At 67.6% G+C, this 14,766-nt stretch carries 15 protein-coding genes; 11 read left to right on the forward strand and 4 right to left on the reverse strand.

The annotated features are described in order from the left end of the window. Positions 1-52: 52 nt before the first annotated feature. The 6 genes from AAC050_RS00805 to AAC050_RS00830 all read left to right on the forward strand — a co-directional run bounded on the left by AAC050_RS00805 (position 53) and on the right by AAC050_RS00830 (position 8,814). Positions 53-4,306 (forward strand): bifunctional class I SAM-dependent methyltransferase/DEAD/DEAH box helicase, encoded by a 4,254-nt coding sequence (locus AAC050_RS00805; RefSeq protein ID WP_339913146.1) that lies wholly within the window; start codon positions 53-55, stop codon positions 4,304-4,306. Positions 4,307-4,428: 122 nt separating this feature from the next. Next, positions 4,429-4,794, forward strand: a complete 366-nt coding sequence (locus AAC050_RS00810; protein WP_339913147.1) for a hypothetical protein — start codon at positions 4,429-4,431, stop codon at positions 4,792-4,794. A 49-nt stretch (positions 4,795-4,843) separates the two neighbouring features. Continuing rightward, positions 4,844-5,263 carry a single-stranded DNA-binding protein gene (locus AAC050_RS00815; protein ID WP_300443934.1) on the forward strand — a complete coding sequence of 140 codons (420 nt, stop codon included), beginning with the start codon at positions 4,844-4,846 and terminating at the stop codon, positions 5,261-5,263. Positions 5,264-5,392: 129 nt separating this feature from the next. Beyond that, complete coding sequence (locus tag AAC050_RS00820) at positions 5,393-5,848, forward strand: GcrA family cell cycle regulator (protein ID WP_339913148.1); 456 nt, start codon at positions 5,393-5,395, stop codon at positions 5,846-5,848. Between the two features lie 458 nt (positions 5,849-6,306). Further along, on the forward strand, positions 6,307-7,242 hold the full coding sequence (locus AAC050_RS00825) for a DUF2493 domain-containing protein (RefSeq protein WP_339913149.1): 936 nt from the start codon (positions 6,307-6,309) through the stop codon (positions 7,240-7,242). A 333-nt stretch (positions 7,243-7,575) separates the two neighbouring features. Further along, positions 7,576-8,814 carry a DUF3363 domain-containing protein gene (locus AAC050_RS00830; RefSeq protein WP_339913150.1) on the forward strand — a complete coding sequence of 413 codons (1,239 nt, stop codon included), beginning with the start codon at positions 7,576-7,578 and terminating at the stop codon, positions 8,812-8,814. A 280-nt stretch (positions 8,815-9,094) separates the two neighbouring features. Here AAC050_RS00830 and AAC050_RS00835 read toward each other — a convergent pair whose 3' ends face one another. After that, the gene (locus AAC050_RS00835; protein WP_339913151.1) at positions 9,095-9,562 is read right to left on the reverse strand and encodes a rubrerythrin family protein; all 468 of its coding nucleotides are present in this window, start codon (positions 9,560-9,562) and stop codon (positions 9,095-9,097) included. 209 nt (positions 9,563-9,771) lie between these two features. On the opposite strand from AAC050_RS00835, the gene AAC050_RS00840 reads away from it, so the two are divergent. The 5 genes from AAC050_RS00840 to AAC050_RS00860 are packed head-to-tail and all read left to right on the forward strand — an operon-like array spanning position 9,772 to position 13,072. Then, entirely contained in the window at positions 9,772-10,074 is a 303-nt protein-coding gene (locus AAC050_RS00840; RefSeq protein ID WP_339913152.1) for a PepSY domain-containing protein, read from the forward strand. A gap of 20 nt (positions 10,075-10,094) precedes the next feature. After that, positions 10,095-10,691, forward strand: a complete 597-nt coding sequence (locus tag AAC050_RS00845; RefSeq protein ID WP_339913238.1) for a cytochrome b/b6 domain-containing protein — start codon at positions 10,095-10,097, stop codon at positions 10,689-10,691. Further along, positions 10,672-11,349 carry a response regulator transcription factor gene (locus AAC050_RS00850; protein ID WP_339913153.1) on the forward strand — a complete coding sequence of 226 codons (678 nt, stop codon included), beginning with the start codon at positions 10,672-10,674 and terminating at the stop codon, positions 11,347-11,349. Before AAC050_RS00845 ends, AAC050_RS00850 begins: the two co-directional genes overlap by 20 nt. Next, positions 11,346-12,374: a HAMP domain-containing sensor histidine kinase gene (locus AAC050_RS00855; protein WP_339913154.1), complete on the forward strand. Its 1,029-nt coding sequence runs from the start codon at positions 11,346-11,348 to the stop codon at positions 12,372-12,374. Before AAC050_RS00850 ends, AAC050_RS00855 begins: the two co-directional genes overlap by 4 nt. After that, complete coding sequence (locus tag AAC050_RS00860; RefSeq protein WP_339913155.1) at positions 12,371-13,072, forward strand: VIT family protein; 702 nt, start codon at positions 12,371-12,373, stop codon at positions 13,070-13,072. Before AAC050_RS00855 ends, AAC050_RS00860 begins: the two co-directional genes overlap by 4 nt. Positions 13,073-13,096: 24 nt before the next feature. Here the strand turns inward: AAC050_RS00860 and AAC050_RS00865 are convergent, their stop codons facing one another. The 3 genes from AAC050_RS00865 to AAC050_RS00875 form a co-directional block, all read right to left on the reverse strand. Further along, entirely contained in the window at positions 13,097-13,789 is a 693-nt protein-coding gene (locus AAC050_RS00865) for a cytochrome b/b6 domain-containing protein (protein WP_339913156.1), read from the reverse strand. A gap of 393 nt (positions 13,790-14,182) precedes the next feature. Further along, entirely contained in the window at positions 14,183-14,389 is a 207-nt protein-coding gene (locus tag AAC050_RS00870; RefSeq protein WP_292062164.1) for a helix-turn-helix transcriptional regulator, read from the reverse strand. Positions 14,390-14,500: 111 nt separating this feature from the next. Continuing rightward, complete coding sequence (locus tag AAC050_RS00875; RefSeq protein WP_339913157.1) at positions 14,501-14,725, reverse strand: helix-turn-helix transcriptional regulator; 225 nt, start codon at positions 14,723-14,725, stop codon at positions 14,501-14,503. Positions 14,726-14,766 lie beyond the last annotated feature (41 nt).

Here is a 14,766-nt window from a genome sequence, read left to right on the forward strand (position 1 = left end):
TGCAGGACCGAGAGGGAGGCGCCCTCCGCTTCAGGCCACCGGAGCTGATCCCATGTCCTCGACCCTGTCGCTGTTCGCCGACCCCAGCGGAGATACGTCCGCCAACATCCTTGCCGCCGCCCGGGCGCTGGCGGCCCATCTGGCGCGATCCCGACCGCTCGACCGTCGGCTTGTGGCCGCCGTCATGACCACCGCATTCGGCGCGTCCGACGCCGAGGGGGCCTGGGCCTGGCGCGACGCCTATGACGCGATCGAGGCGGCGACGGTCCTGCAGATCCGGCGTCTGGCACCCCAGGTCAGTCGTCTGGAAGATGCACCGGCGGAGATCGCCGCCCTGCTGGCGGCTGTCTCGGCGTTGGGACTGACCCACACCCGGCGCAGTGAGGCGCAGGTCGTGCTGGATCAGTTCTCCACCCCGCCCCACCTGGCCGCGCTCGCGGTCCTGGCCGCCCGGGTGCGCCCCGGAGACCGCGTCCTGGAGCCATCGGCCGGCACGGGTCTGCTCGCCGCGGTCGCCGGGGCCTGCGGCGGAACGCTGAGCCTGAACGAAGTCGCGCCGGGGCGCGCCGCTCTGCTCGACGGTCTGTTCCCCGACGCCGATCGGACCCGTCATGACGGACGCCATATCCATGACCTGTGCGCGGACGCGGGCGGGTTCGACGTGGTGGTGTGCAATCCGCCGTTCTCGGAGCTCGGCGACCACCTCTCGGCGGCCTTCAAGGCGCTGGCTGACCATGGGCGGTTGGCCGCGATCGTCCCGCTGACCGCCTTGACGGACCCAAGCCTGCTTCGCCGTTTCTGTGAGGTGGCGCGTGTTGTGGCGCGCATGGCCTTTCCACCCCACGCCTTCGCCAAACATGGGACCTCGGTAGAGACGGGTCTGCTGGTGATCGACCGAGCCGAAGGCGCCGCGGAGGCCGCGCCTGTCCAGACCTCCGACGATCTGCCGGACGCGGCGTGGAGGATCGCGGCGCTTTCGCCACGGGTCGGCGCCAGGCCGCGGATGCGCCTGCCCGTGGCAACCAACGCCCTCTTGAGACCGCGCGAGCGGAGCCTGGCCCTCCCCTCGGGCCGACTGGCCTTCCTCGCGGGGGCGGTGCCCCAGACCTATGAAGTGCGTACCTGGGCCGGGGAGGGGCGCGATGTCGGGCTCTACCAGGCCTACGTCCTGGGGCGGATCGTCCTGCCCGATCCTCGTCCGCATCCGTCGCCCCTGGTCGAGTCCGGCCCTATGGCCTCGGTGGCTCCGCCGGTGCCGACCTATCGACCGGTCCTGCCGCCGGCCATTCGCGATGAGGGGCGGATCTCGGACGCCCAGACCGAGATGGTGATCTACGCCGGGGAGGCGCACGCCGCGCACCTGCCCGGATGGTGGCGGCCGGATCAGGCGCCGCACCAGATGGTGCTTGTCTCCGAGGACCAGGAAGGTGCCGTCCGGCTGCGACGCGGCTTTTTTCTCGGCGACGGCACAGGATGCGGCAAGGGTCGCCAGATCGCGGCGGTCATCGCCGACAATATGTGCCAGGGACGGATCCGGGCGCTGTGGCTGTCGCGAAACGACGCCTTGCTCGAGGACGCGCGGCGCGACTGGGCCGCGATCGGCGGAAGCGCCCATGACATCGTGCCGCTGTCGAGCTGGAAACAGGCGGACGCCATCCGGCTCGACCGGGGCATCCTGTTCGCGACCTATGCCACCTTGCGCCAGCCGGCCCGGGGCGACCGCCAATCCCGGCTCGACCAGATCATCGCCTGGCTTGGCGAGGAATTCGACGGCGTCATCGCCTTCGACGAGGCCCATGCGATGGCCAACGCCGCCGGCGGGGGCAAGGGCGCGCGGGGAGCGAAAAAGGCCTCGCTTCAGGGCATGGCCGGCCTGGCCCTGCAGAACCGGGCGCCGGACGCGCGGGTTCTCTATGTCTCGGCGACCGGAGCCACCACGGCCGAGAACCTGGCCTATGCCGCGCGCCTCGGCCTTTGGGGCGGTCCGGAGGCGCCCTTCATGTCGCGGGCGGGTTTTCTGGAGGCCATGGACCGGGGCGGGGTGGCGGCGATGGAGCTGGTGGCGCGCGAACTCAAGGCGCTGGGGCTCTATGTGGCGCGCAGTCTGTCGTTCGAAGGGGTCGAATATGAGCCGCTCGTCCATCCCCTGACTCCGGACGACATCGCCATCTGGGACGCCTGGGCCGACGCCTTCCAGCTGATCCACGCCAATCTCGCCGAGGCCCTGAAGGCCACGGGCCTGAACGACGAGGACGGCAAGCCGAAGAGCGGCCAGGCGGCGTCCGCCGTATATTCGGCCTTTGAGAGCGCCAAACTGCGCTTCTTCGCTCATCTTCTCGCCGGCCTGAAGGCACCGAGCCTGATCGGATCGATCCGGGAGGATCTGGTCCAGGATCGCTCGGCCGTGGTCCAGATCGTCTCGACCAATGAGGCGGTCATGGAGAGAAGACTCTCTTCCATCCCGCCGGAGGAGTGGAACAACCTCTCCATCGACCTCACCCCGCGCGAATACGTCCTCGACTATCTGCGGGAGGCCTTCCCCGTCCATCTGATGGAGGCGATCGAGGACAAGGACGGCAACGTCACAATGGTCCCCGTCATGGATGGCGGTCGGCCTGCGGTCAGTCAGGAGGCCCTCGGTCGTCGCCAGGTCCTGATCGAGCGGATGGCCTGTCTGCCCGCCGTGCCGGGTGTGCTCGACGCCGTGCTGGAAGCCTTCGGCACGGACGCCGTCGCCGAGATCACGGGTCGGTCGCGGCGGGTGGTCGTGCGCGACGGTCGCAGACTGGTGGAACGGCGGGGAGCGTCGGCGGCGCGGGCCGAAACGGACGCCTTCATGAGCGGCCGCAAGCGGGTGCTGATCTTCTCCGACGCCGGAGGCACCGGACGCAGCTATCACTCGGACCTGTCGGCGGCGAACCGGCAACGCCGGGTTCATTATCTGGTCGAGCCGGGCTGGCGCGCCGACGCCGCCATCCAGGGTCTGGGCCGCAGCCACCGCACCCACCAGGCCTCGGCCCCGCTGTTCCGGCCGGTCACGACCGACATCCAGGGCGAGAAGCGCTTCACCTCGACCATAGCGCGTCGGCTGGACACGCTCGGCGCCTTGACACGCGGCGAGCGGCGGACGGCCGGCGCGGGTCTGTTCCGGGCCGAGGACAATCTGGAGAGCCCGTGGGCGCGCAGGGCCCTTCTCGTCTTCTACGGTGCCCTGGCCTTCGGTGAGCTCGCCTCGATGACGCTCGAGACCTTTACGATCAAGACAGGTCTCAAATTGCTCGACGCCGACGGCGGCCTCAAACCCTCCGACGACCTGCCGCCGATCCACACCTTCCTGAACCGGTTGCTGGCGCTGAGGATCGCCGACCAGAACACTTTGTTCGAGGACTTCGACCGCATCCTCTCCGGCATCCTCGAGCGCGCGGCCGCGTCGGGTGAGCTGGACCGGGGTCTTGAGGATATCGAGGCCGGGGAACTGGAGGTTCTGGACCAGGAAACCATCCGGACCGACGTCTCGACGGGGGCTGAGACCGCCCTGGTGACCTTCTCGCTGAGAGTCCGTCGAGACATCCTCAACCCGGACGACGCGCTGGCCCGGGTCGCCGACATCGCCCATCAGCTGGTCGTCAACGCCAAATCCGGTCGAGCGGCGATCGCCGAACTCGGCCTGACCACCGCCACAGACGAGGACCGCCTCATCGCGGCCGTCCGTCTGATCCGGCCGGATGGACGCCAGACCCTGCCGGAGAAGACGTTCGGGGAATCCGCCTGGAAGCCGGCGGCGATCGACGACTGGCGTCGCGTCTGGGATGAGGAGGTCGCGGGAACCGACCCTTGGCTGAGGCGCGAGCTCACGTTGGCGACCGGCCTGCTGCTGCCGATCTGGGGCCGGTTGCCGGCGCGCGGGTGTTCGGTCCGTCGGGTCCGGGCACCCGACGGCCGACGCTGGCTGGGGCGGGTCCTGGACGAGACCCAGGCCCGGGCGCTCAAGGCGAGCCTCGGCCTGGGCGACATCGGCGATGCCTGGGCGGACGGCGCCAGGACCGCCGCCAGCCTCCTCGACCGCAGCGTCCAACTCTGCCTGGACGGCGGCCTGTGGCTGAAACGGGCGCGGGTGATGGATCGCTGGCGGATCGAGGTGGTCGGGGGCCGTATCGATCGCGACGCCCTGGTCGCGCTCGGCTGCTTCGTCGAGATCATCGCCTTCACGCCCAGGGTCTTCATCCCGGTCGACCGGCCCCGCGTCCTGGAAGCCGTGTTGCGTCGCCATCCGGTGCAGTCGGTCCTTGACGGCGCGGCGGCCTGAGATCGGCCGGACGAGGCGAAGGCCCCGCCCGGTCAGGAGGGAGACGGGAGGAAGGGAGGATGAGGGTGAAGCGGGATCGGGGAGATCGGCTCCCCGGCGCTTCGGATCAACAGGAGACTGACATGCAGACCATGGTGTTCACCGGCCGACTGGCGGCCGACCCCCAGATCAGCCCGGACTTCGCCAAGGCGGTGTTCCGGTTACTCGAGAAACGCGGCGTCGATGCCGCCGGCAAGGACCGGCTCGTCGGCGTCAATTGCGTCAGCTGGTCCAGGGGCCTCAACGAGAAGGTCATCGCCTGCGGCCTCGCCCAGGGCTGCGAAGCCGTCGTCGTCGGCGCCTTCATCGACACGGCCTATGCGGCCAAGGACGGGACCGAACGAACCGCCAAGGAACTGGTGGTGAACCGGCTGACCGTCCTCGACTGGGCCGAGGACCGCGACGCCGCGGGGCTCGGGGCGTCCGAAGACGGCCGCGCCGCCGCCTGACCCCGTAACCCTTCATTTCCCGCAACCTTTATTTCCAAGGAGACTGTTCATGCAGACCCTCACTCTCGAAGGCTATCTGGCCGCCGACCCGTCCATCCTGTCGGCCCAGGGCTCTGGCAAGAAGCGCGCGAGTTTTCGCGTGCTGGAGACCACCCGCTTCCGCAAGGCCGACGGCACGCCCGGCGAGCGCACCACCGGCTTCAACTGCATCTGCTTCAACGAGGCGACGACAGAGAAATACATCGAGGCCTACGCCCGCAAGGGCAGCCGCGTCGTCATCCAGGGTCATGTCGAGAATGACACCTGGACCGGCAAGAACGGGGTCGAACACTACGACCTGCGCCTGATCGTCGGCGACATCCGGCTGAAGAACCGGCGCACCCGACCCCCGGTGGACGACAGTCCCGCCGAAGGGCAGGTGCAGGAGCCGGCGAGCGGCTATGATCTGAATGACGACATCCCGTTCTGACTGGACGGCGAGAGAGACGGAACGGCCCGGCGCACGTGCGCCGGGCCGTTTTCCTGTGCGAAGCCGGAGGAGAAGGCGAAGGGCGAACGGGGGCGAGCCGATGGGGCTCGTTGGCACCGGAGTTCCGCCATGACCGCCTCCGCCTGGACTGAAGACCGTATCGACCGCCTCAGAACCCTTTGGATCGCAGGCCGGAGCGCGGCCCGGATCGCGCGCGAACTGGACCACGGCATCACCCGTAGCGCCGTCCTCGGCAAGATCTACAGGCTGGGCCTGTCTGCGGGCCGCCCGCCTCCGCCGAAAGCCGTCGTCCCGCGCGTCGCACGGCGCAGGGACCGTCGCCCGTTAGCCACGGCCGTTTTGCGGGCGGCATCGACGTCGCTCCCTGACCATGGATTGGCTACGATCCTCTCGGTGCGGCGCTGCGAATGCCGCTGGCCCTATGGCGATCCCGGGGCGGAGGGCTTCAGTCTGTGTGGACGCCCGATCGCGCGGGGTGCCTTCTGCGGGCCGCACGCGGCTGTCGCCTATCGCCCTTTGCGGCAGACGCTAGAGAGTCTGGAGGCGCTCGCGGGGCTGCATTGAGACGCGGGTCTCCGGCCGGTTTCGCGGGGCTGACTTCTGTGACTGTTTCGACGGCGGCCTCGATGAGGTCGCCGTTTTGTCTTCGGCCGGGGTCGAAGGCTCCAGGACGGGCGGTCGAGGGGGCGAGGGGTCGAGGTCCGATCGGTGTCGGCGTCGATGGACGCCCAGGCGTGCGGCGCCGGCGGCTCGCCGCCGACGAGGCCGGCGAAGATCGATGTCCTGTCGTCCGTATCGGCGCGACGGCGCCGAGTTGTGTCCTCGCCCGAAGACGGGCGAGGACCTGCCCCCACACAACGCCCTCCGATTTTGTCACACCACCCCGGAAGTCAACGGCTGCGCCGTTCCCCTTCTCGGCCCGCAAGGGCGGTCCGCTCCGGTGACTGCCGGGGACCCCGGTGTGGCCAAAACCGGGGTCGTTGCGCATGGGGCGCTTCGACATCTCTTACAGGATGTTCCCGATGCAAGCCTTTCCCTCACCTTTCTTCGCCAAATCAGACTCCGCCTTCGACGACCTGACCGCCTCGCTCGGCGATCCACGTCCGCATCCCACAGAGGAGGCCCTGATCCAGCTCGGGCGCGCGCTCATGACCGAGCTTGTGGACCTGATCTCCGACACAGCCCTGGAGGACTTCCAGACGATCCTGGGAGAAGCCCTGATCGGTGCCTTCCATTCGGCGGCCGGACGGATCGAGCGCAACGCGGACCGGGCGCGCGACGCGATGCGCAGCCTCGACCGCGACTTCGACGGATCGGAGGCGGTCGACACCGAGCTTCAGGAAGCGACGGCCAAAGCTCGGGCCGGGGATACGGCCACCCGGGCGACGGAGTTGATCCGGGACGCGGCCGCGGAAACCTGGACCATCGCGACCGGCGAGGTCTGGACGGCCTGGCGTGGCAGCCGACGGGGCACGCATCTGACGGCAGCCCAGCTGGAAGCCAAACAGGCCATCCGCGCGATCAGGAACCGCAGGGCAGGGGACGCCGATCCGGGCGGACCGGTGGTCGCCTTCCGGGGCGCGCCGACGGCTGACACCCCGGACGACGCCGGACGGATCTTCGACGCCCTGAACTGGGCTTTGAAGGAGTGGCCCGACATGGCGCTCGCGACGACCGGGGCGAAGGGATCGGAGAAGCTGGCGATCAAATGGTCCCGCCAGAAGGGGGTGAAGCTGATACTCGCCCGGGCCGACTTCGACACCCATGGCAAGGCCGCGCCTTTCCGGGCCAACGACGAGCTGATCGCGCTCGAGCCGACCTGCTGCCTGACCCTGGTCCATTCCCTGGATCGGGCCCGTTCGGAGGATAGCCGGCCGTTTGGACCCGCGCTCAACCTCGGACAGAAGGCGATGGAGTCCGGGCTGCGGCACGTCTCCATCAAGGCGCGCGCGGCGTGATCGCCTGGAACTGACCTCAACGACCCGCTCGGCTTCGGCCGGGCGGGTTTTTGTTTGTCGTCCGGGGCGTTTGCGCGATCGAAGACGGCGCCTCGGGGACGACCAGGCGATGGACCGGGGACGCGATGATGAGGTTTGGTCCGATGTGCGAACCTATGACGGCGGTGTTCGGAAATCTGCGAAAAGGGGCTTAGGGCAAGATAAAAGAGGGTGTTTGGTGGTCCGGGTTTTTCGTATCCTGTCCATAGGTTAGCGGCGCATCCGAGGGTGTTGGACGACTTGCGGTGAGTTGTCGTCTTCGGACGATGCCGGCGGCCTGATCGGAGGCGTCGAATGCTGATCCGTGAAGCCATCCAGTCCCGTCTTTCGGCGGGCAGCGGTCAGGAGCCGGAGGCGGTCCAGGTCCGTCTGCCGCTGTCCCTCAAACCCGACCGGGTCAACGTCCGAACCGGCCTGATGCGACGGCTGGCGAGCTCGCGCGCCTTCGCCCTGGGTGACCGGTCAGGCGTTCTCAGGGCGGCGCAGGGACGCTCGGGCAGGGCCTTCCGGCTGGACGTTCGCCAGCGGGTGATCGTCAAGGCGCTGGTGTCCCGCCACATCGGCAAGGGCGCCGAACGGGCGGCGGCCCTGGCGGCGCATGTGAGCTATCTCGGACGCTCGGGAGCCGGGGTCGAAGGCGCGCGGCCGGAGTTCTTCGACCGGGCGGCGGACGGCATCCAGCCGGCGGTCGAGACCGGGGGCTGGAGCGAGGACCGGCACCATTTCCGCTTCATCATCTCGCCGGAGCACGGCGACCGGATCGACGACTTGAAGGGCTATGTGCGGGAGGTCATGGGGCGGGTCTCGGCGGACCTGGGGGAGCCTGATCTGAACTGGGTGGCGACCTGCCATTACGATACTGATCAGCCGCACGCCCATGTGCTCGTGCGGGGGCGGCGAGGTGACGGGCGGGACCTTGTCATCCCGCGCGACTACATCGGCTACGGCTTCCGGGCGCGGGCGCAGGAGGCGGCGCAGGAGCGGCTCGGGGACCTGTCGCGGGTGGAGGCGGAACGGCGCATCTGGAAGGAGACCGGGGCGAACCGGTTCACCGGTTTCGACCGGCGGCTGCTGGCGGCGGCGGATGCGAACGGGACGGTCGAGGATGGCGTGGGCGTCAACGACGCCTGGGCGGCGCTGACCCGGGGGCGGCTGCGCCATCTGGAGGGGCTAGGTCTCGCCGTTCGGGCGGGACGGCGCTACAAGCTCGACGGGGAGATGGAGACGAAGCTGCGGACGCTGCAGGCGCGACGGGACATCATCCGGACGCTGAACCAGCGACGGCTGGAGGGGGCGAGGGAGGTGCGGCCGCTCGGGACGGATCGAGTGCGCGGGGTGGTGGTGAAGAGCGGGTTTCACGACGAGGCGGGTGCGGCGCCGTTCGTGGTGGTGAAGGATGCGGGCGGGGTCGAACACTATGCGCGGGTGAGGGCGGGAGACGCCGCGAGGATGGGGAGCAGGATCGCGCTGGAGCCGATGGCAAACGGGTTGGCGCAGGTCGTGGCGGGACGGGGAGCGGACCTGGGTCGTTAGGGCGCTTTTTGACTCAAGGCGGACCTTGGGAGAGTCCGCTTTTCGGCATGAAGGGGGCGGGCTCACCTGGTGGCCCGAAAGCAGACACTTCTGGAGTCCGCTATGGGGGGCAAGCGGACTCTGTTCTGCAGGCCTCTGGCGGCCCGCTAAGTGCCCGGAAGAGAACTTCAGCCCGAGCCGCAAAGGTGACATTCGGCGGGCCGCACCAGATGCTGGCGTAGTTTCGACAATGTGCCGCTGCCGCTCCCTCCGTCCAACCTGGCGAAGGGAGCGTGGAGGGCTAGCGGGACTGACGGAGGCGTTCGGCGGCGGCGCGATAGCGTTCGTAGTGGTCACCTTCGTCGGACGCGATCTGGCGGAACATCGCGGCTGCGCGGAGGTCGCCTACGGCTTCGGCTTGGTCCGCAAAGCCGATATACATTGTGACGTTCTCGTATTGCTCGCCTGCCATCGCATCCACAAGGTTGGCGTCATTGGTGCCGTCCAGCTTGAGGGCGTCGGCCTCGCGGGCGAAATGTTCGTTGGCCTCTACGTTGGCGGAGCTTTCGAACAACTGGGCCAGTTCGTCGTTGCCGCTCTCGCGCGCGACCTCGGCGAAGCGGAGATACTTCAGGTTGGCAAAGGCCTCGCCATGCATGGCGGCTTCCAGATTGGCCCGCGTCTGCGGATTCAAATCCTCGGCGGATGCTGCCCCGGCCGCTAGGGCCATCGCGGCTACGGCGGTGGTCAGAAGAATCTTGAGGGTCATGATAAGTCTCCGGTGGCTGTGGTGCGCCCGATGCGCCGTTGCTGTCTCGGCCTAAAGCCTGACCGGAGCCTGACGAGAGAAAATCGCCCGACACTCGAAGACTGATCCGGAATTCTGCCGGGCCGTCAGGTGGCGGTCAGCTTCGGAACCCAGTTTGGCGTCACCGGGCGATGTCGTCCGGCGACCCAACCATCCTCTCGAGGCTCCCCGTGAAAAAGTTCCTGATCCCTTCGGCCTTCGCCCTAACCCTCGCTGCAGCCGCAGGCGTGGCCATGACCGGCTTTGCGACCTCGGCTTCAGCCGGTCCGGTCTGCACCACCGCGCCCCGTGCCCAGTGGCTGACCGAGGCACAGATGCGAGCTCGTATCACCCAGCTGGGCTATACCAATATCCGCGTCTTTCAGGTCAGCGGCAGCTGCTATGAGATCTATGCCCGCGCCGCCAATGGCCATCGCGCCGAGGTCTATTTCAACCCGGTGACCGGCGCCGTGGTCCAGAACAACGAGGACTGAGCGCGGTGACCAAGGCAACCGTGGCTTTCGGGGGTGGAACAGTCGTCCCCCCTGCGGGGACACCCGGGCGCACCAAGGTTTGGGATCCGGTCGTTCGACTGTTTCACTGGACCCTTGTTCTGGGCATCGTCGCAAATCTGACCGTTTTCCGTGAGCTAAAGGCGGTTCACCGATACGTCGGCTATGTGATCGTCGCGGCGATCGCCATCCGGCTGGTATGGGGCTTCATTGGACCGCAGCATGCGCGCTTCTCGGACTTCGTCGCCGGACCCCGTCGTCTCTCCGGCTACCTTAAAGCGATGATCCAGCGAAGGGAGCCGCGCTACATCGGCCATAATCCGGCGGGCGGCCTGATGATGATCGCGCTGATCCTGCTGTCTCTCTTCTGCGGCGTGACCGGCTGGATGATGGGCCTTGATGCCTTCTGGGGTGCACCCTGGCTTGAGGCCACCCACGAGACCGGGGCCAACGCAATCATGGCTCTTGCGATCATCCATGTTCTCGCGGCGTTGGTGGAAAGCTGGCGTCACCGCGAAAATCTGGTCATGTCCATGGTGACCGGCTGGAAACGCGTCGCCAGCGGAACGGATGTCGATCATGCGTCTCCTCCTCGTTGAAGACACGGTCAGGCTGGGAGAACTCCTCAGCGAAGGGCTCGCCCGCGACGGCTTCGTCGTCGACTGGCGTCAGAACATCGAGGGTGCGGCGGAGGCGGTCGCCAGCGCGACCTACGATCTGATCCTCCTCGACCTCGGTCTTCCGGATGGCGACGGGCTCGACTGGGTTCGGACCCTGCGACGCGCGACCGACCTGACGCCCATTCTGGTGCTGACTGCGCGCGGCGGGCTGGACGATCGGGTTACCGGGCTGGACGCCGGCGCAGACGACTACCTGGTCAAGCCGTTCGAGGCTTCGGAGCTTTCGGCGCGGTGTCGCGCGATTCTGCGGCGGCCCGGAGAGCGGATGACGCCGGTGCTTCACATCGGTGCCCTCGCCTTCAACGTCGCGTCGCGCCAGGCCGCGCACGGTGACCTGCCGATCGAACTGTCCCGCCGTGAAGGCGACCTTCTGGAGACCCTGATGCGCCGCGCGGGTTCGGTGGTGACGCGAGGGTCACTGGAAGAGTCGCTCTATGCGTTCAATGAGCCGGTCACGCCCAACGCGGTCGAGGTGGCCGTTTCCAGACTGCGTCGCAAGCTCGACGATGCGGGCTGCACGGGGATGCTCCACACGGTTCGAGGCCTCGGCTATCTGATGCGGGACGCCGTCGTTTGACCCGCACGCCGTCCATCTTTCAGCGCCTGATGCTCGGGTTCGCCTTGATGAGCGTCGTCGGCGGCTTCGTCCTGCTTCTGTTCGTCGGGGTCGAATACGGTCTGTCGTCCCGCGCGAGACGCGACGAGATCCAGTTCGCGGGGATCGCCAACGAGGTCGCCGACCATGTCGTGGTGCCCCTGCTGGTGCTGATCGTGCCGATGACCCTGGCCGCGCTCTGGGTCATCCGCTCGTCCCTGCGGCCGTTGAGCGTTGCCGGTGCGCGGATCGAGGCCGCCCAGGCCGCCGACAAGGGGTTTCGCGTCGACGTCCATGACTTCCCGGCCGAGGCGACGGGCTTCGCGGATGCCGTCAACGGGATGCTCGCGCGTCTCGACGAGGCCGCAACACGGCAGGAGGCCTTCGCCGCCGACGTCGCCCATGAACTGCGAACGCCGCTGGCCGTCCTCGCGCTGGAGTTGGACCGGCTGGATTCGCCCGAAGGCCAGAGGCTGAAGCGGGATGTCTCGGCGATGTCGCGGCTGGTCGATCAGCTCCTGGTGCTCGCGCAGCTGGACGCGCAGGCGGCGGCTCCCGCGTCCGCGACGCCCGTGGATCTGGCGGACATCGCCACCGAAATCGTCTCGCAATATGCCCCCCTCGCTGTCGCGGAAGATAAGTCTGTGGCGCTGGAGCTTTATAATGGCGGCCCGGTGGACGGCCGCCGCGAAGCCATCGCTGCCGCGCTGAGAAATCTGGTCGAGAATGGCCTGCGGGTTACGCCATCAGGCGGAACGGTGACGGTGACGGCCGGACCCGGCACCCGTCTTTCGGTGGTCGACGGCGGTGGCGGACTGACATCGGAACGCCTTGCTGACCTCAGCCAACGGTATCGCCGAGGGAACCATGCCAGCGCGCGCGGAGCGGGTCTGGGATTGGCCATCGTCTCGCGGATTATGGCGGCGCATGGTGGGCGGATCGAGACCCGGCCGGACCGATCCGAACTGATCCTCACCTTCGCCCCTTCCACCGGGACCCTATTATGAGCCGGCTTGAACGACACCCCGAACGCCATCTGGTCGCCCGGATCGGCTGGCTGCGCGCCGCCGTGCTGGGAGCCAACGATGGGCTGGTGTCGACCGCCAGTCTGATCGTCGGTGTGGCCGCAGCCCAGACCAGCAAGACCGGGATTCTCGTCGCGGGCGTCGCGGGCCTGGTCGCCGGCGCCATGTCGATGGCGGCGGGCGAATACGTCTCGGTCAGCTCACAGGCCGATACCGAAGCCGCCGATTTGTCGCGCGAGCGTGCCGAGCTTGAGGCTGACCCCGAGGCCGAAACGCGCGAGCTGGCCGCCATCTACCGCAACCGGGGCGTCGATGCGGCGGTGTCGCTGGAAGTCGCGCGCCAGTTGATGGTCCACGATGCCTTGGGCGCGCATGCGCGGGATGAACTTGGACTGTCAGAGCATACTGCCGCGCGCCCGATCCAGGCGGCGCTGACCTCGGCCGCGACCTTCTCGGTAGGAGCCGTCCTGCCTCTAGCTGTGGTGGTCGTCGCGCCCGGATCGCTGCTCGTGCCGCTGGTGTCGGGGTCCGCCTTGGTGGGCCTGGCGCTGCTAGGCGGCATCGGCGCCAGGGTCGGCGGTGCCGGCATCGTCAAGGCCGTCCTGCGCGTCACCTTCTGGGGGGCATTCGCCATGGGGCTGACCGCCGGGATAGGCCACCTGTTCGGCACCGTGATCTAACCCTGGAGCGCTCAGGCGGCAGGGTTAGTCCTCGTCGGCTTCCCCGGCCTCGTCGACTTCGCCGGCCTCCCCGTGCGCGCCGGGGACGAAGGCCAGCGGATCGATGCGGGTCGCGGCATAGGCGGATCCCGCCACGACGAGGACAGCGAGGGGAACGGCAAGGCGCGCTGGCGGAGCGGCGTCCTGGGCATTGCGAAAGTGGGTTGTCTTCTTGCGGCCGGTGATCATGGCGCCGATCAGATTGTCCCGTGTCAGGAACGACATCGCCACGACCGCGACCACGTGCAGGGCGATCATCGTCAGAAGGATGTAGGCGATTACTTCATGCCCGCCCTCTCCGCCGGTTATCCCGGTGAAGGTCGTCGCGGCGACCAGAGCCAGAAGCATAATCACGGCGATCCCGCCCAGCGGGTTGTGGCCCAGCGAAGCATGGACCCGCCCCGCGAACAGTCCTTTCACATGGCCCACCATCCGCGACGGACGGATCAGGTTGACGAACCGGGCATGTTCGCCGCCCACAAAGCCCCAGACCAGCCGGAAAGCGATCAGGATCGCCGCCACCCACCCCGCCGGAACATGCCAGGGCGACAGGGCGCTGCCCTCTTCCGACGACAGGAAGGCTGCCGCGATCGAGGCCACCAGAAGCCAGTGGAAGAGGCGGACGCCCCAGTCCCAGGTCTTGACGGTTCTGATCGCCTGAGGAGCCGTGCTGGTCATGGAAACCTCCGTTTGATGGGAGAGTGATCCGGGAACCTGACAACAGCCTGACATCGAACGGCTCGCCCGGTGGTTCAGGTCAAGACCTGCTTGCTGGCAGTGGGGACCGGGAGTGAGATATTCTGGAAGCGCCCGAGTGCGTCTTCGACGACTCTATCGCGGACGAAATGCCGAAAGCGGGCGTTCAAAACAGCCGTTTTGACTCAGAAATCACCGTTCGGATGTAGCGACGCTACTGTCCGCTTCGGGTCAGGAGCGGTCAGAGGCATCGGACCGAAAAGCGGACGTTCCCAGGCTCAGACGGCATGGCTGAAGGTCGTGTCTCCGGCACTCAGTGAATGACCAGTTCTGGCGCATATGAGCCGCGAGCCGAGCCCGGCATGCCATAGGTGCCTAGGGAGCGAGGAGTTTCAGAGGATCCACACCTAACGCAATCGCGATGCGTTCCACCACTTTGAGGGTTGGGTTACGGCGACCGCGTTCCAGTTCCCCAACGTAGCTGTACGACAGCCCAACATCGTGAGCGAAAGCTTCCAGGGTGATCCCGGCGGCCTGCCGTCGCTCACGCACATTCCGTCCGAAATCTGCCGCTAGACCCATCCCGGCTAACACAGCCAGATCGGCAATTTGGGCCAGTTACTATAGTAACTTCGCTCGCGAACGTGGTGTGGGAAGGGAAGACACCGCACATGTGCGATGTGCCCGATAGCCTTATTGGGCCTCCAATGGCCGCAGAAGCAGATGCGGCTCCACCGCCAAGCTAACCGCGAGTCTTTCGATGACTGCCAAGGTTGGGTTTCTCAGCCCTCGCTCGATCTCGCCGAGGTAACTGTAAGACAGGCCAGCGTCCTCGGCCAATGCTTCGATCGTGATCTCTCGCCCGAGCCGAGCTCGCCGAACGTTCTGACCAAATTGAGCCCGCAACTCCATCGCCATAGGCGCACGGATTTGAGCGCATCGGGCCAGTCACTATAGTA

The organism is uncultured Brevundimonas sp., from assembly GCF_963974615.1.
Taxonomy (GTDB): domain Bacteria; phylum Pseudomonadota; class Alphaproteobacteria; order Caulobacterales; family Caulobacteraceae; genus Brevundimonas.